The following is a 19,982-nucleotide window of genomic DNA, read 5'->3' as shown; positions in this document are numbered from 1 at the left end:
CATTGATGTTGACTGGAAAAACGCTATCGCGAGCAAGCTCGCTCCCACAAGGGTTGCGGTGAAGCTGTTTAATTTATTTCAGTACCAGCATCCGATAAACGCCGTCTTCGACTTCGATCCCGTGGGTGTCATGGGTGAAGCCCGGGAAGGATCTGTCGAAGGCTTCCAGTGCCTTGAGATACGCAAGCAAAGGACCGTCCGCAGGGCCTGCGTTCTCACCTGGCATGAGCAACGGGATGCCTGGCGGATACGGCACGATACCGGTGGCGGCGAGGCGGCCGGCGGCCTGGTCGAGGGTGACCAGTTCGATGTCGTTGCGCACCAGTTTTTCGTAGGCCTCCACCGGGCTGAACTCGGCTTGTGGCAGGGTGCCGAACGCCTGGGACATGTTGGCGGTGGTCTTGTGTTTCTTCATGGCGGCGAAGATTTCGTCGGCCAGGTCCTTCAGGCCCATGCCGGCATAGCGTCGCTGGTTGGCGTTGTACAGGTCGGGCAGGCACAGCTCCAGTTCGGCGTTGTCGTCGTAGTCGCGCTTGAAGTCGAGCAGGGCGTTGAGCAGCGTGCCCCACTTGCCTTTGGTGATGCCGATGGAGAACAGGAACAGGATGGTGAAGTCGGTGGTTTTCTCGACCACGATGCCCTGGCGTCCCAGGTACGCGGTGACGACGCAGGCGGGGATGCCGTGGGCCAGCAGGCTGCCGTCGTCGCCCATGCCCGGGGCCAGTACCGAGACCTTGATCGGGTCCAGCATGCAGTAGCCGTCTTCGATGTCACCGAAACCGTGCCATACCGCATTCGGATGCAGCACCCAGCAGTTCGGGTCGGTTTTCAGCGTGACTGGGTCGACCTCATGGAACGGCACGGTCGCTGCGCCCACCTGTACGCTCGGCGGCTGCCAGCAGGTGAAGAACCAGTCGTCCTTGCTCAGCATCTCGTTGTGCATGCGCGAGAGCACCTGGCGGAAGCTGATCGCTTCTTCGATCGACTCGCTGGTGAGGATCTGCCCGCTCGGGGCTTCCATCATCGCCGAGCTGACATCGCAGGAGGCCATGATCGCGTAGTTCGGCGAAGTCGAGGCGTGCATCATGTACGACTCGTTGAAACGCGCATGTTCGATCGGGTTACGGCCGTCGCGCACGTGGATCATCGAGGCCTGGGACAGGGCGGCCAGCAACTTGTGGGTCGACTGGGTGGCGAACACGGTCGGCTTGGACTTGTCGTGATCGGCCGGGTTGCCGTGCATGGCATGGCGTCCGGTGTACAGCGGGTTGAAGCGCGCATAACCGTACCAGGCTTCGTCGAAGTGCAGGCGGTCGACGCTTTCGCCCAGCAGCTCCTCGACGCGGGTGACGTTGTAGGTCAGGCCGTCGTAGGTGGAGTTGGTGACGATGGCGTGCACCGGCGTCGGGTCGATGCCTTTCTTGACCAGCGGGTTGCTGGCGATGGCGGCTTTCACGCCTTCGGCGCTCAGGGTCTGCGGCAGGATCGGGCCGATGATGCCGTAGCGGTTGCGGGTCGGCACCAGGTAGGTCGGAATCGCCCCGGACAGGGTCATCGCATGTTCGGCGGACTTGTGGCAGTTACGGTCGCACAGGGCGATCTGGTTGCGCGTGACGCTGGCCATGAGGATGACGCGGTTGGACATCGACGAGCCGTTGGTCACGTAGTACGTGCGGTGCGCGCCGAAGACCTTGGCGGCGTAGCGTTCGCCCTGGCCGATGGGGCCGCTGTGATCGAGCAGCGAACCCAGTTCGCCGACCGAGATCGACAGGTCGGAGCGCAGCAGGTTCTCGCCGAAGAATTCGTAGAAGGCACGTCCGGCGGTGCTCTTGAGAAACGCCGTACCACCGGCATGGCCCGGGGTGTGCCAGGAGTATTCATAGGTGCGGGCAAACTTCACCAGCGCGCCGAACATCGGCGGCAGGGCGGCCTGGCGATAGCGCTCGATGGCGGCCAGGATGCGCCCGCTGAGGAAACCGGTGGTGTCTTCGGGCAGCCAGATGAAGTCGTCGGCGTGTTGCATGACCAGCAACGGAATGCTCGACGCGGTGGTGCGGTCACTGATCAGGAACACCGGCACCCGCGTGTTGCGCTCGCGCAGTTTGACCAGCAGTTTGATGCAGTCGGCGTGGCCTTCACTGGTGTCCATTTCCCAACGGATGAGCACGCACTGGACGGCAGGGTCCGAACGCAGGATCGATGCGGCATCGCTGAGGCTTTCCGAAGCCAGGACGCTGACACCGCGTCCCTCTACGTCGTGGAGCAGGTGATCGAGGGCACGGCCAAACACCGTTCGCTTGTCCGGCGGGCTGCTGACCAGTAGCGCCAGCATGCCCAGCGAGTGTTTATAGTCCGTCATTATTGAACCTCCAGAGTGGCTTTATTCAGATTGTTCACCGGCACTGGCTCGGCAGTGAGGTGCTGCGCGCTGACGGTTTGCGTCGGTACGCTGTTGTTGAGTGCTTCGAGGCGGATCAGGCGGTTGTTGACGAAGCCGAACAGGGTGTAGCCGACGATTGTGGCCACGCCGCCCAGCATCAGCGCCTGCTCACCGGAGCTGTACAGCGCCAGGTAGCTGTAGGCCGCCGCGATCAGGGCGATGACGTTGGTCGCCAGTGCCTTGCCTTCCGGCACGTTGGAGACTTTCTGCATGGTCATCAGTGAGGCCATGGACAGGATGTACGGCACCAGGTTGGTCACCACCGCGAGGTTGACCAGGGTGTCGAACTGTTTGCTCAGGTCGGGACTGATGGTCAGCAGGGCCAGCGCGGTCTGTGCCGCCAGCAGCACCAGCATGCCGACAATCGGCGTTCCCGCTTTGTTGCCCTTGGCGAAGATCGACAGGAAGTAGCCGGTGTCGGCCGAGCTTTTGTACACCTGGGCGATGGTGAACTGCCAACCCAGCAGCGAACCGATGCAGGCCAGCACCATGGCCGCCATCACGATGTCGCCGACCATCGGGGTGAACATCTTGGCGAACACCAGACCGAACGGCGCGGTGGATGCGACCAGCTCTTCGTTGCCGACGATGCCGAAGATCACGTTGGTGGAGACGATGTAGATCACCGCCGCACCCAGGGTGCCGCCCAGCACCGCGATCGGTACGTTGCGCTCAGGGTTTTCCACCGCGTCGGTGTTGGCACAAGCCGATTCCAGGCCGAGGAAGGCCCACAGGGTAATGGCCACCGAGGCGCCTGCCGCTTCGAACCAGCCTTTGTCGTGAGGGTTCCAGCCAGCGGCGTAGACACTGCTGTCGAACCAGAACCAGCCAATGGTGGACACCAGTACCACCGGTGCAATCACACCCCAGACCGTCACCGCGCCGATACGCCCGGTAATGCTCGCGCCGCCGAAGTTGGCGAAGGTGGTGATCCACAACAGGGCAATAGTGGCCAGGCCTACTTGCAGCGAATCAAGTTTTATCCCGAACAACACCTGAATATAGCCGACCGCGGTAATACTGATCGCCACGTTGGCAATCAACAGCGAGAGGCCATAGGTGTAGTTGGTGATGTAGTTACCTGCTTTACCGAAGGTGTATTCGGCGTAACCGCCCATGCCGCCGGTCTTGCGGCTGAGCATCCCGCATCGCGCAAAGGCGTAGGCCAGAGCGAGGGAGCCGGTGGCCGTTATCAGCCAGGAGAGGATTGAAATCGCACCGACTTCCGCGAGTTTAGTCGGTAGCAGGATAATTCCTGAGCCCAACATGTTGACGGCGGTCAACATTGTCAGTTGCCCCACACTCATTTTCTTTGCGACTGACATTCCGTTGCCTCACTTAGTTGGCGATTGAGAACCTTAGCTATAGCAAAGGTTTGAGAACTCGCAAGAAATAGGCGAACCCCACCGCGCTTTTTCATTTATTTGCAGAAAAGGCAGGATGCTGGCCCCCAAATTTCCAAGTTCTCTGCAAAATTACTTTGTTTTCAGTTGGTTAGATAGGTCGAAATGCGCAAGATATGGATCGCGTTAATCCCGCTAATAGTTGCGGGCATAGGCAACTCGGCTCAAGCAAAAGAATTAGCCGCCAATGATCAGTACATGTGCAGTTGGGGCGCAGGCACCGCTGCAAGGGCACAGGAACTCAAGCTTTCAGGCGTTTCCCTGTACGCCGCACGGCAGAAAATCCAGGCCTACAAGTTCGCCAAAACCTGGATGCGCATGATGGCACTTGGCATTACAGAGCAAACTTATGACAGTCCGTCGCGATTGAAACCGACCGCCGTGCGGCAGAGCTTTCATGAGGACTGCGTCAGGTACAAGTTGGCACGTAAATAAACAAGGGGCGGGCGCCGGTCGGATCGACCACGGCGCATGGCTGTGACGACTATATTGATTGACCATCCCGGCAATCGGATGGGGTGTAAAACCGGTTTCTTACAACTCAATCAGGAGGTCACCATGAGCCAGATCGATAAAGTGTTGTACACCGCCCAGACCCACACCACCGGCGGGCGTGACGGCGCCGCCCGCAGTTCCGACGGGATCCTCGACGTGAAGCTGTCGTCGCCGGGCGCGGGGGGCGGCGGTACCAACCCCGAGCAACTGTTCGCTGCCGGATGGTCAGCCTGTTTCATCGGCGCCATGCAGGTGGCGGCCAGGGAAATGAAAGTGGCGTTGCCCAAGGATGTCGCCGTCGATGCCGAAGTCGACCTGGGCACCAATGAAGGCGGCTACCTGCTGCAGGCGCGGCTCAATGTCAGCCTGCCGGGGCTGGATCGTGAAACCGCACAGAAAATTGTCGACACCGGGCACCAGTACTGCCCGTATTCGAAGGCCACGCGCAACAACATCAACGTCGTGCTCAAGCTGGTTTGAGTCGACGGGCGTTCACCATTTCTGTAGGAGCTGGCTTGCCAGCGATGGCGACCACGAGATCGGCGCAAGGCTCGAGGGCAAATCGCCGGCAAGCCGGCTCCTACACGGTGTCACGCGTGCATCAATTCATCTTGCTGTGATCGTGCGCCATCGAGCCGTGATCCATGGTGCCGATCGCCTTGGCAACGGCCTCAACCTGAATCGACTCTTTCGCGCCGCTGGCGTTTTCCACGGTCAGGGTCAGCGGCACCTTGTCGCCTTCCTTGATCTGCCCCGTCAGGTTCATCAGCATGACGTGGTAGCCATTGGGATCGAAGCTCACCGCTTCACCGGCGGGCAGCGCGACGGACTGCACTTGCTGCATTTTCATGACGTCGTCTTTCATGCTCATTTCATGAATCTGCACCAGCCCGGCCACCGGCGTTTGCACGCTCAGCAGTTTGCTGTCGCTGCTCGCGGTGACCGTCATGAAGGCGCCGCTCGACGGCTGGCCGGCTACGGTGGCGCGAACCCAGGCGTCGTCGACCCGGGTTTGTGCCGATACCGCAAAGGCCAGGCCGATCAGGGACAAGCCCAGCGCCAGTTGCTTGCAGCGTTGAGCGATACGGCTTTTAACCTGTGGGGCATTCATTTCAGCAAACCTCCATCACAGTGAGCAGGTCTTCTGCGCACTCTTTGGCCGTCAGGGACGCGGACAGGCCCAGGCGCAGATTGCCCCGGGAGTCGAAGACATAACTGGTCGCGGTATGGGAGAGGGTATAGGTATCGCCGCTCGGGACTTTTTCAAAGAACACGCCGAATTCCTTGGCGGTCGCGGCGGTTTCTTCCAGGGTGCCGTACAGCGCTTCGAAACTCGGGTCGAATGCCTTGACGTACTTGTCGAGCAATTCCGGGGTGTCGCGTTCAGGGTCCAGGGTAATGAAGACCACCTGCAACCTTTCGCCGTCGCGCCCCATCAGCTTCTTGGCCTGTGCGGCACGGGCCAGCGTGGTGGGGCAGACGGCCGGGCACTGGGTGAAACCGAAGAACACCATCGGCATCAGGCCGCGATAGCTGCCCAGCATGCGGGTTTCGCCCTCAGGGTTCTTGAGCTTGAAATTACGCCCCATGATCTTGTCGCTGAGATCTTTGCCGTACTGGAACGACAGCTTGCTGCTGCCGTCGCAACCGGCGAGCAGGCCCAGGCTCAACAGCCCCATGCCTTGCAGGACAGTTCGGCGGGTATACAAAGTACTCATGGAAAAAAGCATCCTGTTGAACAGGCTGAAACTGACAGCGTGGTGACTGTACAGACGAAAAAATCGTGGGGATGTTACCAAACTGTGCCGGTGGCGGAGGGGTGGATACGACCATTGGACCTTTGCTGCGGCGCGACATAGTGTCGCGCCATCGGGGTGAAAGTGCTCTTGTGGTGAGGGGGCAAGCCCCCTCACCACAGGCAGCCCCCCTCACCACAATTTATCGACGCAAACTCGCGCAGTGATCCTGTTCCGGCTGCGCAGCGGTGTACCACACGTAATCGGCGCTCTGGGCGGTCACGGTCTTGCCCGCCTCCGCGAGGATCAGCACCGTATTGCCCTCGCCGGCACCGAGGTCCTTGAGGTGCAATGGCACTCCCAGGTCCTTGCGCACGTGGAAGGCCCCGGCCAACAGCAACGCCGGTGTCGGCGCGGCCATCAGGCGCTCGGCCATGCGCCGGTCACGCTGTTGCTGCACGGCGAGCATTGCCGGCATCTGTGCTTCGGGCAACAGGTCGCAATGGGATTCGCGGATGTCCTCGAGCAAGGTCGCCTGTACCTGTCGGGTGGTGGACGCTTCACCGGTGAGCACCGGGCGCTGCTTGTAGATCTGCATGATCTGCGCGCGGTCCAGGTTCGCCGCCAGCAGCGGATAGGGTTGGCGCAGCGCGTAGGTGACGAGGGCGCCATACACGCTCCAGTCCCAATTGGCCTGCCAGGCCAGCGCCTTGAACGCATCGGCCGGTGGCTGTCCGGCGCGGGTCGCGGTTTGCGCGGCATCGACTTTGGTCTGTTGGTCGGGATTGAGCATTTCCATCAGCAGGCTGCCCTGGGCGCGTTGTGCCGCCAGCTCGCGCAGCAACCACAATTGCAGGGCATGGTGGTCCGGGTTGTCGTGTTGTTCACCGACCAGCACGCGCGGCGCCACGGCCAGGCGTTCGACCAGTTCCTGCGGGGTCAGCGTGCGACCGCTGGCCAGTTCGCGGATGACGCCAAGGTCGGCGTGATCGCGCCCTTGCGGGGCAATCGGCGCCGGGGGCGGCGTTACAGAATGGGTTTGGCAGGCAGCCAACAGGCTGAACGCACACAGCAACAGAAAGCGCATCGGATTTCCTTGATAGATAGAGGCCCCCTCGATCAAGCAAGGAGGGGGGCGGTATCAGCGCGCGATGATCAACGGATGGCCGCGTTCCGGATGCTGATGAATCAGCACCTCCAGGCCATAGACCGCCGCCAGCGCTTCGGCGGTCAGCACCTCTGCCGGTGGCCCGTAGGCGTGGGGCAGGCCCTGTTGCAGCAACAGCAGTTGATCGCAGTAGCGAGCAGCCAGATTGAGGTCGTGCAGGATCACCAGCACCGCGGCGCCGCGCTCGGCGAAGTCGCGCACGGCTTGCAGGATGGTGTGCTGGTGCAGCGGATCGAGCATCGACGTCGGCTCATCGAGCAGCAGGGTTTGCCCTGCGGCCCCCGGCCAGAGCTGAGCGAGCACCCGCGCCAGATGCACGCGCTGGCGTTCGCCGCCGGACAGGGCCAGGTAGCTGCGTCCGGCCAGATGCAGGGCGTCGGCGGCTTTTAACGCCTCTGCGACGATTTCGCCATCGCGCACGCGGCCGCTGGCGTGAGGCAAGCGCCCCATGCCCACGACTTCATTGACCGAGAAGGCAAAGTTCAGACTGGAACTCTGCGGCAGCACGGCCAGGCGTTTCGCCCGTTCCTGGCCCGGCCAGTCGGCGAGTGGGCGCTCGTCGAGGCTGACCGTGCCCTCGCTGGTCGGCAGTTCGCCGCACAAGGCCGCGAGCAAGGTGCTTTTGCCGGCGCCGTTCGGACCCAGCACGCCGAGCACTTCACCCGGGCGCAACTCGATATCGATGTTCGCCAGTACCGTACGGTTGCCACGACGTACCAGCAGGTTGTTTGCCCGCAGCATCAGGAACGTCCTCGTACCAGCAAATAAAGAAAGAACGGCGCGCCGATCAATGCCGTCACGATGCCGATTGGCAGTTCAGCCGGCGCCAACAGCAGGCGCGCAGCCAGATCGGCCAGCAACAGCAGGCTGGCACCGGCCAGTAGTGACGCGGGCAGCAGCACCCGGTGATCCGGGCCGACCAGCAGACGCATCAGGTGCGGTACCACCAGGCCGATAAAACCGATCAGGCCGGCCGCCGCGACGGCCGCGCCGACACCGAGCGCCGTGCACAGCACCAGCTCCAGCTTGATCCGTTCGATATCGAAGCCCAGGTGCCGGGCTTCGGATTCGCCCAGCAGCATGGCATTGAGTGCCGCCGCGCGACGTGGCAACCACAGCGCCGCGCCCACGGTGACGATCAGCAACGGCCACAGGCGTGGGTAACTGGCGCCGTTGAGGCTGCCCAGGTTCCAGAACGTCAGGGTGCGCAGGGTCGCGTCATCGGCCAGGTAGGTGAACAGCCCCACGCCGGCACCGGCCATGGCCGTCATCGCCACGCCTGCCAGGAGCATGGTGGCAACGTCGGTTTGCCCGTTGCGACGGCCGAAGCGATACACCACCGCCGTGACGATCAAGCCCCCGCCGAAGGCGCAGAGCGACAGCAGATAAGGCTCGATGGCCGCTGGCACGCCGCCGAGCAGGCTGCCGCCGACGATAGCGAGGGCTGCACCGAGTGCCGCACCGCCGGAAACACCGACCAGGCCCGGATCGGCCAGGGGGTTGCGGAACAACCCCTGCATGGCCACACCGGACAACGCCAGTACCGAACCCACGGCGATCCCGAGCAGGCTGCGTGGCAGGCGAATCTGCCCGAGGATCAATTCCGCCTGTTGCGTGTCGCCACCGTCCAGCGGCAACCCGAGCAGACGCATCCCGGCCAGCAGGGTATCGCCCAGCGGCAGGCTGACCGGCCCGAGGGCCAGGGACAGCCAGAACACCAGCACCAGCAACAGCAGCAAAAAGATCAAGGTCGGACGCGGCCGAAAAATGGCCGTCATGGGTTGATCCCGGCGGTCCGGGCCCGGGCCGACAGTGTCTTGATACGCATCGGGATTATTCCTTGGCCGATCAGAGGGCGGCGATCATCGAATTATTCGTAGCGGGTGATGATGCCATCGACATCCGGCTTACGCACAGGTCATGGTCGGTCAACTTGCAACCCGTGTTGATTGATCATGAGGATAACTTGTGATCATCACGATTAAAATGAGTTTGTCTCACTCCGCGGCACTGTCGACAATGACCCCATTGAACGCATTGGAGTTATTTGACATGGCTTTGGCCCATTCCCTTGGATTTCCGCGCATTGGTCGCGACCGCGAACTGAAAAAAGCTCAAGAGGCGTTCTGGAAAGGCGAGCTCGACGAAGCCGGTCTGCGCGCCGTTGGCCGTGACCTGCGCAAGAGCCACTGGGACTTGCAGAAAAAGGCCGGCATCGAGCTGTTGCCGGTCGGCGACTTCGCCTGGTACGACCAGGTCCTGACCCATTCGTTGATGTTCGGTGTGATCCCCGAGCGATTCCGCCCGCACGATGGCAAGGCCAGTCTGCAAACCCTGTTCGGCATGGCCCGCGGTGTCAGCGACAGCTGCTGCGGCGGCGCGCACGCCCAGGAAATGACCAAGTGGTTCGACACCAACTATCACTACCTCGTGCCTGAATTCAGCGTCGACCAGCAGTTTCAGCTCGGCTGGGATCAACTCTTCGAAGAAGTCGAAGAAGCCCGCGCCCTGGGGCACAACGTCAAGCCGGTGATCATCGGCCCGCTGACTTATCTGTGGCTGGGCAAGGCCAAGGGCGGCGAATTCGACAAGCTCGAATTGCTCGATCGCCTGCTGCCGCTGTACGGCCAGATCTTCCAGCGTCTTGCCGCACAAGGCGTTGAGTGGGTGCAGATCGACGAGCCGATCCTGGTCCTCGACCTGCCGCAAGACTGGAAAAACGCCTTTGAGCGCGCCTACAACCTGATTCAGCGCGACCCGCTGAAGAAGCTGGTCGCCACTTACTTCGGTGGTCTGGAAGAGAACCTGGGGCTGGCCGCCAACCTTCCGGTGGACGGCCTGCACATCGACCTGGTGCGTGCGCCTGAACAGTTCCCGACCATTCTTGATCGGTTGCCGGCCTATAAAGTGCTGTCGCTGGGCGTGGTCAACGGTCGCAACGTCTGGCGCTGTGACCTGGAAAACGCTTTGGCCACCTTGCAGCACGCTCATGAGCGTCTGGGTGATCGCCTGTGGGTGGCGCCATCGTGCTCGCTGCTGCACAGCCCGGTCGACCTGGGCCGTGAAGACAAGCTCGATGCCGAACTGAAAAGCTGGCTGGCGTTTGCCGTGCAGAAGTGTGAAGAAGTGGCGGTGCTGGCGCAGGCGGTCAACGACCCGGAAGCGCCGAAGGTGCTTGAAGCGCTCGGCCAAAGCCGTGCCGTACAGGCTGCCCGTGCGGCGTCGCCACGCATTCACAAGCCGGCTGTTCAGGCCCGTGTGGCCGCGATCACCGCCAGGGACAGCCAGCGTCACTCGCTGTTTGCCCTGCGCATCGCCAAACAGCGCGCCGGTCTGAACCTGCCGCTGTTCCCGACCACCACCATCGGTTCGTTCCCGCAAACCGCGTCGATTCGTCTGGCCCGGCAGTCGTTCAAGCAAGGCAAGCTGAGCGAAGCCGAATACACCGAGGCCATGCACAGCGAGATCCGTCACGCCGTGCAAATCCAGGAGCGCCTGGGCCTGGACGTGCTGGTGCACGGTGAAGCGGAACGCAACGACATGGTCGAATACTTCGCCGAGCAACTCGACGGCTACGTGTTCACCCGCTTCGGCTGGGTCCAGAGCTATGGTTCGCGCTGCGTCAAACCGGCGGTGATCTTCGGCGACCTGAGCCGTCCGAAAGCCATGACCGTGGAGTGGATCCGCTACGCCCAGGGCCTCACTGACAAAGTGATGAAGGGCATGCTGACCGGTCCCGTGACCATGCTGATGTGGTCGTTCCCGCGCGAAGACGTGAGCCGCGAAGTGCAGGCCCGGCAACTGGCCCTGGCGATCCGCGACGAAGTGGTCGACCTGGAAGCCGCCGGCATCAAGATCGTGCAGATCGACGAAGCCGCGTTCCGCGAAGGCCTGCCGCTACGCCGGGCGCAGTGGCAGCACTACCTGGACTGGGCGACCGAAGTGTTCCGCCTGTGCGCTTCCGGTGTGCGTGACGAAACGCAGATCCACACCCACATGTGCTACAGCGAGTTCAACGATGTGATCGAGTCCATCGCCGCCATGGATGCCGACGTGATCACCATCGAAACCTCGCGCTCGGACATGGAGTTGCTGGATGCGTTCGAAGCCTTCGCCTACCCCAACGAAATCGGCCCGGGCGTGTACGACATCCACTCGCCACGCGTGCCGGACTCCGCGGAAATGGCCGGCCTGCTGCGCAAGGCCGCCAAACGCATTCCCGCCGACCGCCTGTGGGTCAACCCGGACTGCGGCCTGAAAACCCGCGGCTGGCCGGAAACCGAAGCGGCGCTGGTGCACATGGTCAATGCGGCGCGCCAACTGCGCAAGGAATGGGCCTGACGGGTCGGTGGCTACACCACTGAAACCTGTGGGAGCGAGCTTGCTCGCGATAGCGGTATGTCTGCGGCATCAATGCTGGATGCGCCGACGTCATCGCCGGCAAGCCGGCTCCTACAGTCGTGGCTCGGCCACCAACAGCAACGACTGCGGCACGGGGCTTTGTGGGTGCTGCGGTTCCTGCAGGGCTGCCAGCGTAAAGCCCGCCATGTCCAGGGCATTCAGCCAACTGGACAGGGTGCGGAAATACCACGGCATGGGCTGCCACTGCCCCTCGAACGCGGCAAAGGTTTCTTCCCGCCAGCCATCCTGATAATCGCCTGCCGCAGCTGCCCACGGGTGCAGCGTCTGGATCAACAGCGCGCCGCCGGGGGCGAGCAGGCTGTTCATGGCGGCGAGCAGGGGGATGATGTCCTGATGCAACAGGGCGAAGTTGGCGCAGATCAGGTTGTAGTCGCGGCCGATGTCGACCTGCGTGTCTGCCAGCTGCTCATAGCTCGCCAGATGCACCGGCGCAGCGCCCGCCGCCCGTGCCGCTTCCACCAGCGTCGCATCGCCGTCCACACCGACCGCCTCGATGCCACGGTCAGCCAGCGCCCGCAACAACCAGCCTTCGCCACAACCCAGGTCGAGAACACGCTCAGGCTGGCGACCCAGCACCGCCAGCAGGATGGCCTGGTCGGTGACCTTGAGGCGGCTTTCGATGCTGCCCGTGCGGATCGCGTCGATCCAGGCCCGGGCATTGTGATGCCAGCTGTCGAGGAGGAAGGATTCGGGGGCGGGCATGTCGATGTCCGGCGCTAGGGTCTGGCGGCTGCCAGATGATAGGCAACCAACGCGTTGGCGTGCCCATGCCCCATGCCGTGTTCGGCCTTGAGCCAGGCCACCAGCTCCATGTGTTTCTTGTCGCTGACGGTTTTAAGCAGGTCCAGCCAATGGCTGACCGGCTGCCCATACTTTTTCTCGATTGACGGGAAGTACGAAGCCGGTCCTTTGGTTTTGGTCTCTTCGGTCACGATGCAAACTCCCTTTCCAATGATCTGAGTTCGAATGCAGCGCCGATTACGTTACTGATTTGCCTTCGGTGAGTCCATCGTTCGAGCCGTCGATTTCGAAGTCAGTAGTTCATCCCGTCATCAATCGCGATGCCTTGGGCACGCATGCCCTTGATCAACTCGCTGCGGGTGCCCGGCAGGTTAAGCATGGTCTTGGCGCGTAACGCCGTGACTTCTTCGGCGGTGTAAGGCTGATAGTCGGCCGGCAGGCTGTCGCCCGCCATGCCGTCTTTGCGCATCAGCCAGTTGAGCAGGTCCGCCAGTTGCGCGTTGTCCAGCGCCGACTGCGACATGCCCGGCACGCGCACGAGGAATTCGCGGCCGCCCGGAACCTTCAGGAAGTTGCCGACAAAGCCCTTCATCCGTGGTGTGTCGTTGGCGGCGGAACCCGTGCCGTCACCCAGGTGGCAACCGGCGCATTGCAACTGGTAGTTGACGCCGACGCTGTACCCGGCCTGGGCAATCGGGGTTTGCACCGATTCATTACCCGGCGCGTGATGCTGGTTCGGGTCGGGAATGGCCCGTGCCTGGGCGAGCGGGGCGCCGAGGGCGCAGACGAGACCGAGCAATATCAAACTACGCATGTAACTAACTCCGCTGATGACCGTTTTGACTCTGGATCCCCTGTAGGAGCGAGCCCGCTCGCGAAGAACTCAAGGGCGACGCGTTAAACCAGATAACCCGCGTTATCGTTGACGTCCTTCGCGAGCAAGCTCGCTCCTACAGAGGTACAGAGGTACAGAGGTACAGAGGTAAAGAGGTAAAGAGGTACAGAGGTACAGAGAACAGCTAAAAAAAAACAAAAGCAGCCACAGAAAAAAAAGCCGCCGGTTGCGCGAGCAACCGGCGCAAAGCGCGTTTTTTAAACGGCGACGCCGCGGATCACCGATACGGTGCAGTGGTAGATGTGCGATTTGGCGGCCAGGCACCAGTTCACATCGTTGTTGTTGAACGGGCGGTAAGCCGGTTCTTCACTGTCGTTGCGGGTGCAGGCGCACTGGGCGCAGCTTTGTTTACCGCAGCAGTCGTTGTACGAAATGATGTAGTCCTTGCCGTCGGCCGGGTTGCGGCAGGTGCCGATCCAGGTCACTTGCGAGGCTTCGGTGCCCGGAGGGCAGGACGTCACCGACCCGCCACAGCAGCTGCACAGAAAGCCGTCGATGGAACAGTAGCGCCAGTAGTCGCAGCTGTTCGGATCACCCGGGTCGCCGGCCTGCGCAGGTTCCGCGGCCAGGGCCTTGCTGGTGCGATCCAGCGGCAACAGCAGGGGCAGGGCGGCACCGGCCACCATCAGCGAACCCATGCGTGCCAGCAGTTTGCGGCGCGACGTGGTGTCGGCGACACGGCGGGACGAACGCTCAAACAACAGATCCAGCAGTTTCATAAAGGTCTCCCTGCCTTATCAGTGGCTATGGCCGTGGCTGTGGTCGTGATCGTGGGTGTGCGGCTGGGCATTGAGGTACTGCTGCAGCGTCGCGTGCTTGAGGTGCTCGACTTCGAACAGGCTGTCCAGGTGCTCGCGGGAGTTGACCAGGCCTTTGGCGCGCAGGGTGCCGGCCTTGTCGATCAGCGCGGCGTACGGCAGCTTGCCGATCTGGTAGGTCATGCCCACTTCCGGGCCGACCACATAAGTCGCGTCTTCGAGTTTGTGCTCACGGATCAGCGCTTGCTGGGCATCCATGTCGCCGTCGCTGACGAATACCACGTCGAGCGTACCGGCCTGTTCCCCGGCGATGGATTTGATCGCCGGCAGCAACGACTTGCAGATCGGGCAGGTCGGCGAGAGGAAGAACAGCAGCTGCGATTTCTCGCCGGCATAACCGAAGTTCACCGGACGACCGTGACGGTCGGCTGCGGTGACTTGCGGAGCGGCTTCGTTGACGGCCACGCCTTTATCGACCATCAGCGCGCCGGCCGGTGCCAGGCGACCGTGCAGTACGCCAATCTGCCGCACCAGGCCCATGACGACAAACGCCACGGCCACCAGCAGCACCCAGAGCAGAACGTTGGAAACTATCAAGCCTTCCATTTCGATTACCTACCAATCAATTTGAGCAGAAGAGGGGAGTTCGCCAGCAAGCCATCGGCGGCGGCGTAGATGAGCAGCGCGACGGCGGCGGCGGCCAGGGTCACGAAGCCATCGAACAGGTTGAGGTCGCGGGCCACCGGCGCGATGCTGGCCACCAGCGCCAGAGCGACCAGCGCACTGTTGCGCGCCAGCAGCACCGGGCGCAGCGGCTGTGCCTGGTCGGGACCGGCGCAACCGCAGTCGATGTCCGCGCGACCGCGCCACAGGTTGATGCCGATGGCGGCGGCGTACAGCGCCAGCAGGCTGGCGGCGCTCAGCGCGGCGTAACCGCGGCTGACCGGCACCAGCAAGGCGAACGCGATGGCCAGTTCCAGCGGCGGCACCAGGCGTGCCGTCGGGCGCACCAGCGCTGCGGGCAGCAACTGGTAGTCCGCCAACTGCTTGCTGAAGCGGGCCGGCGCGCGCAACTTGTGGGTCGCGGCACTGGCCAGCAACACCGCGATGGCGACGGCGCTGGTTATGATGAAGATCGGATCTGTGTGCATAGCCGAACCTCTTAGTAGCTCAGGACCTGAGTCGCGGTCTTCGCGACTTTCGGCATGCTGCCGGTGAGTTTGTTGGTCTTCAGGTCGAAGATCTGCAAACCGCCTTCCACGTCGGTGCCCAGCAGCAGCGGTTTGTCGTCGCCGGTGGCCTGCATGCTCCACACCGGAACCGGTGCTTCGAGGGTGGCGATCTTCTTGTGAGTCTTGAGATCAAACGCCCAGATCAGCGGGCTCGGGTCTTCCCACTTCATCGCTTCGTGGGCGTCGTGCATCAGCACGTACAGACGGTCCAGCTTCGGCGCCACGGCCATCAGCTGCCAGCCACCCGGAGCCCAACCGGCTTTCTTTTCTTCCTCGGACACCAGCGACCAGGACGGCAGGATCTTCGGCGCATCGCCGGCGAAATCCACCGGGCGCACGGTGCCGGTGGTGGTGGTGAAGTAGTAGGTGTCGCCGACGTTGACCGCGCGTTCCACCAGTTTTTCCGCGTTCGGATCAAAGAACGGCGTGCGGCTGCGCGCGGTTTCCTGGCCCTGGTCGTTGAGGGTCACCACCTGCAGGCTGCCGTCGCCGCACAGCGAGGCGAAGCGGCGGTTGCCGACCGGGTAGTTGAGCACGCAACCGGGAATCGCGATTTCGCCGGCCACGGCCTTGGCCTGGGTGTCGACCACGGTCACCGAAGTCGACGGGGTGAAGTTGTAGACGTAGACGAACTTGTCGTCGCCGCTCGGCTTGAGCGAGTAACGCTGGGTCAGCGATTCGGCGCGCTTGTTCGGGATCAGTACTTCCCAGGCCGGCGACAGGGTCGAGCTGTCCCAGGCGGTCAGCACATCGGTACGGGTGCCACGGGTACCGCGCGAATACCAGATGTCTGCACTGTAGATAGTCTTCTTGTCATGGCTGAGGGTCGACGGCGCGGCAAAACCGGTCGGGACCATGCCGAGGATGCGCTTCTGGTCCGGGTCGACCACGGTCACGCGGCCAGCGACGAAACTGTCGAATTCGACGTCGATGACAAACGCGCGGTGAGCTTCGGGTGGAAACGCCAGAACGGTCTGGCCAATCGTACCGGCGGGCAAATCCGCACGGGCACTGTTCAAACCGAGTACAAGCAGGCTCAGGCCTAGCGCTGACTGTACGGAGATCCTGTTTGTTCGCATAAGGGGAACTTCCTGAATTGTTGGTAACGCGGATCGCGGGTGCTTTGGCAGATTTTTACCCTTTGATTCTGCCGTGCCCCGCGATCGCGAGAATTGCCCTGCCTGCCAAGTGTTTGTGTGTCTGTGCCAGTGTCATGAAACTGGCTGCGCAGGCTGATAAGGCGGGGGGTGGAGAGGGGGGGCAAAGGAGCTTTTGTGGTGAGGGGGCTTGTGTAGGTCAGGCGGGATTGGCGAGAGGCAGGGAGAAGGTAAATACAGCGCCGCACGGCTCCAGGTTTTGCGCCCAGATATCGCCCCGATGCCGGCCGATGATGTTCTTGCACAGCGCCAGGCCGATGCCGTTGCCGCTGACCTTGGACGAGAAGAACCCGTCGAACAGCTTCTCTTGCGCCTGGGCCTGAATGCCACGGCCGCTGTCTTCGATGCGCACCAAAGCCACATCGTTGTCGCGGCTGGCATGGATGCGCAGCAGGCGTCGTTCGGCCGGCAGGTCGGCCATTTCTTCAATGGCGTTGAAGGCCAGGTTGAGGATCACCTGGCCGATCAGCACCTTCTCGCAGCTCACCATCAGCGGTTCGGGCGAGTCGATGATTTCCACGCGCACCAGGCTCGGGTCGGCGCGCAGGCTGATGAAATAGCGGGTTTCGCGCAGCAGTTCATTAAGGTCGACGCGCTCTTCCGACTGCTCCAGCTTGACCACGTAATCGCGCACGCTCTTGATGATCACCGAAGCATGCTCGATTTGCCGCACGGCGCTCTGCAGGCCCCAGGTGACAGCGGGGTCGGCATCGGCGACGTTGCCCAGGCGAATCACCGTGCCTTCGATGAAGTTGCGTGTTGCCGCCAGGGGCTGGCTCAGCTCGTGGGCAATCGCCACGGCCATTTCACCCATGGCGTTGTAGCGCGCCAGGTATTCGAGTTTCTGCTCGCTGAACCGCCGCGCCTCTTCGGCCTGCACCTGTTCGGTCACGTCGCGAAACAGCAGCAGGTGGCCGACCAGATCGTCCTCGATCTCGATATAGCGGCAGGTCGCATCATGCCAGCGCCATTCGCCATCGCGGCGCTGCACCTGGTAATGCACGTTGAACGGCGCGTGCTCCGGCGTCTCCACGGCGAACCGTTGCAGCAAGCGCTGGCGTGAAGCGTCGTCGCACCAGGCGAGGAAGTTCTTGCCCATCAGCTTGTGCACTTCGCTGTCGAGCAGGTGCGCGCCGGAGTCGCTGATAAAGCGGATATCGCCCTCTGGCCCGAGTACGGCCACGCCTTCGGCCAGGTCCTGCATGAACGCCGTGAGTCGGCTCTCGAAACGCTTGAGGTCGCGCTTGACCTTGTCCTCTTTGGAGATGTCGCGGAACTGCACCATCAACACGTCGCGCCCGTCCAGGTGCACCAGGGTCGCCACCGCTTCGGACAGGATTTCCACCCCTTGCTTGGAGCGGTAGCACCACTCGATGGCCCGCTGCCCGGTGCGTGCGGCCCCTTCGAGCCAGCGCAAACCCACCGAACGCCGGTATTTCGGCGCGTCGCGGGTCATGTCCGGGGCCTTGAGCGGCGTCAGTTCTTCCAGGGTAAAGCCCAGCGCCGCCAGGGCAGCGGCGTTGGCCCAGAGGATTTCCTTGGTGTGCGCGTCATGAAGAATGATGCACAGCGGCATGGCTTCGATCAGCGCATGAAAGTCGTTCGGTTTTGGCAGGTACATCGCACGGCCCCTGGCGGCAGAGATTTGCAGTATGGCGTTTTATACCTGCTCGCACAGCGCGATGCGCTCAGAGGTAACCGGCGTGGGCCTAGGGGTTTTCTTTAGCGCGGGGGCTGCACGCCCCAATAGTTGCGGCCGGACGCGGTTTTTACACTGGACCTCAATGCAAGGGCAACCACCGCGCTCCTTACCCCTGTAGGAGCGAGCTTGCTCGCGAAAAACGTCTGAACAACGCAGTCATCCAGACTGGGCTCGTTATCGTTGACGTCCATCGCGAGCAAGCTCGCTCCTACAGGTAGAGGGAACAGCGGAGCCCACCAACAATAATCACAACGGAGAACTAGCCCATGCTGCGTTCAGCTGTCGCGCAACAAGACCCTGTGTCCGCCCCGGTCGTGCCAATGGTCGAGAGTCAGCTATTTCAGCAAGTGCTGGATGAGGTGCGTCAACGCCGCGAGGAATTCGACGCCGGCTCCCACGTGCCTCGGGACATGATCGAGCGATTCAAGCAGGTGGGTATCTACCGCGCTGCCACGCCGAAATGCTTCGGCGGCGACGCCCTGGCTCCGGCACTGTTCCTGCAAATGATCGAACGCATCTCCGAAGCCGACGGCTCGGCGGGCTGGGTCGCCAGCTTCGGCAGCGCCGGTGTCTATCTGGCCGCCTTACCGCCAGAAACCCTGGCTGAACTCTATGCCGACAGCCCGGACCTGGTGTTCGCCGGCGGCCTGTTTCCGTTGCAACCGGCCGAAGCGGTCGAAGGCGGCTATCAGGTCAACGGCACCTGGAAATTCGCCAGCGGCTGCAAAGGCGCAGACCTTTTGGGCGTGGGCATCGGCGCCGCTGGCGGCAAGCCGCGCACCGCAGTATTTCGCCCTGGGCAGGTAGACATCGTCGAGAACTGGGAAGTGGTCGGCCTCAAAGGCACCGGCAGCCACGACCTGCGGGTGACGGACAAGCGCGTTGATGAGCGCTGGACCTTCATCCGTGGCGGTGCCGCGACCATCGACGAACCGCTGTTCCGCTACCCGTCGATCGCCTATGCCGCGCAAGTGCTGGCGGTGGTCAACCTCGGCCTGGCCCGCGCAGCGCTGGACGAAATCAGCCGCATGGCGGGCGGCAGCGGCATCACCGGCGCACCGAAATTGTCCGACCGCGCTTACGTGCGCATCGAGATCGCCAAGGCTGAAGCCAAGCTCAGCGCCGCGCGCGGTTTCTTCTACAACGCCACCGAACAGGTGTGGAACTCGATCCTGGCCGGCAACCCGGTCACGCCGGAGCAGACCAGCCTGCTGCGCCTGTCGGCGATCCACGTGTCCCAGGCCGGTGCCGAGGTGGTGCAAAGCGCCTACAGCCTGGCCGGCACCACCGCCATTTACCTGCGCCATCCGCTGCAGCGCTACCTGCGCGACTCGATGGTGGTGACCCAGCACGCCTTCCTCAGCGAAGGCCTGTATGACGGCGCCGGCTCGGTGTTCCTCGGCGTCCCGCCGTTCCCGGGCTACATCTGAACCCCCATTACTTTTTCAAGGAATCGCACCCATGTCGCAAACCACCCAAGAGCCATTGCGCGTCGTCTTCTGCATCGGCATCACCCAGAACTTTTTCGACCTGCCCACCGGCGAAGGCCTGAGCGTGTGGAAAGGCTTCAGCCAGATGATGGGCGACCTCGGCGCCATGCCGGGCATCACCGTGCTCGGTGCCATGGACGACGACCGCCTGATGGTCGGCCCGTCCACCACCTCGCCATGGACCGTGTACATCATGGCCGACGTCGACTGCCACCAGTCGGTGATCGACGCCTGCAACCTGTTCCGCACCACGCCGGTCGGCCAATACAGCCTGTGGCGCTACGCCAAGATCGAAGCGCGCATCGGTCGCCCGTTGACCATCCCTGATGCGGCCAGGGTGTAA

Annotated in this window: 20 protein-coding genes; 5 read left to right on the top strand and 15 right to left on the bottom strand. The window is 62.7% G+C overall.

What is annotated here, in order from left to right; all coding sequences use genetic code 11:
* Positions 1 to 73: 73 nt before the first annotated feature.
* On the bottom strand, positions 74 to 2,359 hold the full coding sequence (locus AB4O16_RS05105) for an Orn/Lys/Arg family decarboxylase (protein ID WP_160388338.1): 2,286 nt from the start codon (positions 2,357 to 2,359) through the stop codon (positions 74 to 76).
* The gene (gene potE / locus AB4O16_RS05100) at positions 2,359 to 3,765 is read right to left on the bottom strand and encodes a putrescine-ornithine antiporter (protein ID WP_160388339.1); all 1,407 of its coding nucleotides are present in this window, start codon (positions 3,763 to 3,765) and stop codon (positions 2,359 to 2,361) included. The genes AB4O16_RS05105 and potE overlap by 1 nt, the downstream gene beginning before the upstream one ends.
* Before the next feature lie 183 nt (positions 3,766 to 3,948).
* Here potE and AB4O16_RS05095 point away from each other — a divergent pair, with 183 nt between their 5' ends.
* Together AB4O16_RS05095 and AB4O16_RS05090 are read left to right on the top strand one after the other, a co-directional pair.
* The gene (locus tag AB4O16_RS05095; protein ID WP_160388340.1) at positions 3,949 to 4,278 is read left to right on the top strand and encodes a hypothetical protein; all 330 of its coding nucleotides are present in this window, start codon (positions 3,949 to 3,951) and stop codon (positions 4,276 to 4,278) included.
* Between the two features lie 123 nt (positions 4,279 to 4,401).
* A complete protein-coding gene (locus AB4O16_RS05090; protein WP_150719327.1) occupies positions 4,402 to 4,818 on the top strand; it encodes an organic hydroperoxide resistance protein in 417 nt (138 codons plus the stop codon).
* A gap of 121 nt (positions 4,819 to 4,939) precedes the next feature.
* Here AB4O16_RS05090 and AB4O16_RS05085 read toward each other — a convergent pair whose 3' ends face one another.
* From AB4O16_RS05085 to AB4O16_RS05065, 5 genes are all read right to left on the bottom strand, one after another.
* Positions 4,940 to 5,449, bottom strand: coding sequence for a copper chaperone PCu(A)C (locus tag AB4O16_RS05085; RefSeq protein ID WP_160388341.1), 510 nt, complete (start codon positions 5,447 to 5,449; stop codon positions 4,940 to 4,942).
* Between the two features lies 1 nt (position 5,450).
* Positions 5,451 to 6,056 carry an SCO family protein gene (locus AB4O16_RS05080; RefSeq protein WP_150719325.1) on the bottom strand — a complete coding sequence of 202 codons (606 nt, stop codon included), beginning with the start codon at positions 6,054 to 6,056 and terminating at the stop codon, positions 5,451 to 5,453.
* Between the two features lie 220 nt (positions 6,057 to 6,276).
* Positions 6,277 to 7,161 carry a ChaN family lipoprotein gene (locus AB4O16_RS05075; protein ID WP_460157185.1) on the bottom strand — a complete coding sequence of 295 codons (885 nt, stop codon included), beginning with the start codon at positions 7,159 to 7,161 and terminating at the stop codon, positions 6,277 to 6,279.
* 54 nt (positions 7,162 to 7,215) lie between these two features.
* Positions 7,216 to 7,983, bottom strand: coding sequence for a heme ABC transporter ATP-binding protein (locus AB4O16_RS05070; protein WP_460157184.1), 768 nt, complete (start codon positions 7,981 to 7,983; stop codon positions 7,216 to 7,218).
* Positions 7,983 to 8,966 (bottom strand): FecCD family ABC transporter permease, encoded by a 984-nt coding sequence (locus tag AB4O16_RS05065; protein ID WP_460158036.1) that lies wholly within the window; start codon positions 8,964 to 8,966, stop codon positions 7,983 to 7,985. Before AB4O16_RS05065 ends, AB4O16_RS05070 begins: the two co-directional genes overlap by 1 nt.
* A gap of 328 nt (positions 8,967 to 9,294) precedes the next feature.
* Between AB4O16_RS05065 and metE the strand changes: the two genes are divergently transcribed.
* Positions 9,295 to 11,583, top strand: coding sequence for a 5-methyltetrahydropteroyltriglutamate--homocysteine S-methyltransferase (gene metE, locus AB4O16_RS05060; protein WP_460157183.1), 2,289 nt, complete (start codon positions 9,295 to 9,297; stop codon positions 11,581 to 11,583).
* A 111-nt stretch (positions 11,584 to 11,694) separates the two neighbouring features.
* Here metE and AB4O16_RS05055 read toward each other — a convergent pair whose 3' ends face one another.
* From AB4O16_RS05055 to AB4O16_RS05020, 8 genes are all read right to left on the bottom strand, one after another.
* Positions 11,695 to 12,366: a class I SAM-dependent methyltransferase gene (locus AB4O16_RS05055; protein ID WP_460157182.1), complete on the bottom strand. Its 672-nt coding sequence runs from the start codon at positions 12,364 to 12,366 to the stop codon at positions 11,695 to 11,697.
* A 14-nt stretch (positions 12,367 to 12,380) separates the two neighbouring features.
* Positions 12,381 to 12,596, bottom strand: a complete 216-nt coding sequence (locus AB4O16_RS05050) for a DUF4287 domain-containing protein (protein WP_150719264.1) — start codon at positions 12,594 to 12,596, stop codon at positions 12,381 to 12,383.
* 101 nt (positions 12,597 to 12,697) lie between these two features.
* On the bottom strand, positions 12,698 to 13,219 hold the full coding sequence (locus tag AB4O16_RS05045) for a cytochrome C (RefSeq protein ID WP_160388347.1): 522 nt from the start codon (positions 13,217 to 13,219) through the stop codon (positions 12,698 to 12,700).
* 278 nt (positions 13,220 to 13,497) lie between these two features.
* The gene (locus AB4O16_RS05040) at positions 13,498 to 14,019 is read right to left on the bottom strand and encodes a methylamine dehydrogenase light chain (RefSeq protein ID WP_008050506.1); all 522 of its coding nucleotides are present in this window, start codon (positions 14,017 to 14,019) and stop codon (positions 13,498 to 13,500) included.
* An 18-nt stretch (positions 14,020 to 14,037) separates the two neighbouring features.
* Complete coding sequence (gene mauD / locus AB4O16_RS05035) at positions 14,038 to 14,664, bottom strand: methylamine dehydrogenase accessory protein MauD (RefSeq protein ID WP_460157181.1); 627 nt, start codon at positions 14,662 to 14,664, stop codon at positions 14,038 to 14,040.
* Positions 14,665 to 14,669: 5 nt separating this feature from the next.
* On the bottom strand, positions 14,670 to 15,209 hold the full coding sequence (locus tag AB4O16_RS05030) for a MauE/DoxX family redox-associated membrane protein (protein ID WP_460157180.1): 540 nt from the start codon (positions 15,207 to 15,209) through the stop codon (positions 14,670 to 14,672).
* 11 nt (positions 15,210 to 15,220) lie between these two features.
* Positions 15,221 to 16,369 (bottom strand): amine dehydrogenase large subunit, encoded by a 1,149-nt coding sequence (locus AB4O16_RS05025; protein ID WP_460157179.1) that lies wholly within the window; start codon positions 16,367 to 16,369, stop codon positions 15,221 to 15,223.
* Between the two features lie 217 nt (positions 16,370 to 16,586).
* Positions 16,587 to 18,068 carry a sensor histidine kinase gene (locus AB4O16_RS05020; RefSeq protein WP_460157178.1) on the bottom strand — a complete coding sequence of 494 codons (1,482 nt, stop codon included), beginning with the start codon at positions 18,066 to 18,068 and terminating at the stop codon, positions 16,587 to 16,589.
* Positions 18,069 to 18,415: 347 nt separating this feature from the next.
* Between AB4O16_RS05020 and AB4O16_RS05015 the strand changes: the two genes are divergently transcribed.
* Entirely contained in the window at positions 18,416 to 19,579 is a 1,164-nt protein-coding gene (locus AB4O16_RS05015) for an acyl-CoA dehydrogenase family protein (protein WP_460157177.1), read from the top strand.
* Positions 19,580 to 19,610: 31 nt separating this feature from the next.
* Positions 19,611 to 19,982, top strand: coding sequence for a hypothetical protein (locus tag AB4O16_RS05010; RefSeq protein WP_110661140.1), 372 nt, complete (start codon positions 19,611 to 19,613; stop codon positions 19,980 to 19,982).

The organism is Pseudomonas sp. S2_H10 (assembly GCF_054668285.1).
Note: the sequence above shows the minus strand (reverse complement) of the source record. Positions and strands in the feature narration are given on the sequence as shown.

Excerpts from the sequence above, each read along its gene's own strand:
- AB4O16_RS05105 (WP_160388338.1), bottom strand. The coding sequence starts at position 2,359 with ATGACGGACTATAAACACTCGCTGGGCATGCTGGCGCTACTGGTCAGC.
- potE (WP_160388339.1), bottom strand. The coding sequence starts at position 3,765 with ATGTCAGTCGCAAAGAAAATGAGTGTGGGGCAACTGACAATGTTGACC.
- AB4O16_RS05095 (WP_160388340.1), top strand. The coding sequence starts at position 3,949 with ATGCGCAAGATATGGATCGCGTTAATCCCGCTAATAGTTGCGGGCATA.
- AB4O16_RS05090 (WP_150719327.1), top strand. The coding sequence starts at position 4,402 with ATGAGCCAGATCGATAAAGTGTTGTACACCGCCCAGACCCACACCACC.
- AB4O16_RS05085 (WP_160388341.1), bottom strand. The coding sequence starts at position 5,449 with ATGAATGCCCCACAGGTTAAAAGCCGTATCGCTCAACGCTGCAAGCAA.
- AB4O16_RS05080 (WP_150719325.1), bottom strand. The coding sequence starts at position 6,056 with ATGAGTACTTTGTATACCCGCCGAACTGTCCTGCAAGGCATGGGGCTG.
- AB4O16_RS05075 (WP_460157185.1), bottom strand. The coding sequence starts at position 7,161 with ATGCGCTTTCTGTTGCTGTGTGCGTTCAGCCTGTTGGCTGCCTGCCAA.
- AB4O16_RS05070 (WP_460157184.1), bottom strand. The coding sequence starts at position 7,983 with ATGCTGCGGGCAAACAACCTGCTGGTACGTCGTGGCAACCGTACGGTA.
- metE (WP_460157183.1), top strand. The coding sequence starts at position 9,295 with ATGGCTTTGGCCCATTCCCTTGGATTTCCGCGCATTGGTCGCGACCGC.
- AB4O16_RS05055 (WP_460157182.1), bottom strand. The coding sequence starts at position 12,366 with ATGCCCGCCCCCGAATCCTTCCTCCTCGACAGCTGGCATCACAATGCC.
- AB4O16_RS05045 (WP_160388347.1), bottom strand. The coding sequence starts at position 13,219 with ATGCGTAGTTTGATATTGCTCGGTCTCGTCTGCGCCCTCGGCGCCCCG.
- AB4O16_RS05040 (WP_008050506.1), bottom strand. The coding sequence starts at position 14,019 with ATGAAACTGCTGGATCTGTTGTTTGAGCGTTCGTCCCGCCGTGTCGCC.
- mauD (WP_460157181.1), bottom strand. The coding sequence starts at position 14,664 with ATGGAAGGCTTGATAGTTTCCAACGTTCTGCTCTGGGTGCTGCTGGTG.
- AB4O16_RS05030 (WP_460157180.1), bottom strand. The coding sequence starts at position 15,209 with ATGCACACAGATCCGATCTTCATCATAACCAGCGCCGTCGCCATCGCG.
- AB4O16_RS05025 (WP_460157179.1), bottom strand. The coding sequence starts at position 16,369 with ATGCGAACAAACAGGATCTCCGTACAGTCAGCGCTAGGCCTGAGCCTG.
- AB4O16_RS05020 (WP_460157178.1), bottom strand. The coding sequence starts at position 18,068 with ATGTACCTGCCAAAACCGAACGACTTTCATGCGCTGATCGAAGCCATG.
- AB4O16_RS05015 (WP_460157177.1), top strand. The coding sequence starts at position 18,416 with ATGCTGCGTTCAGCTGTCGCGCAACAAGACCCTGTGTCCGCCCCGGTC.
- AB4O16_RS05010 (WP_110661140.1), top strand. The coding sequence starts at position 19,611 with ATGTCGCAAACCACCCAAGAGCCATTGCGCGTCGTCTTCTGCATCGGC.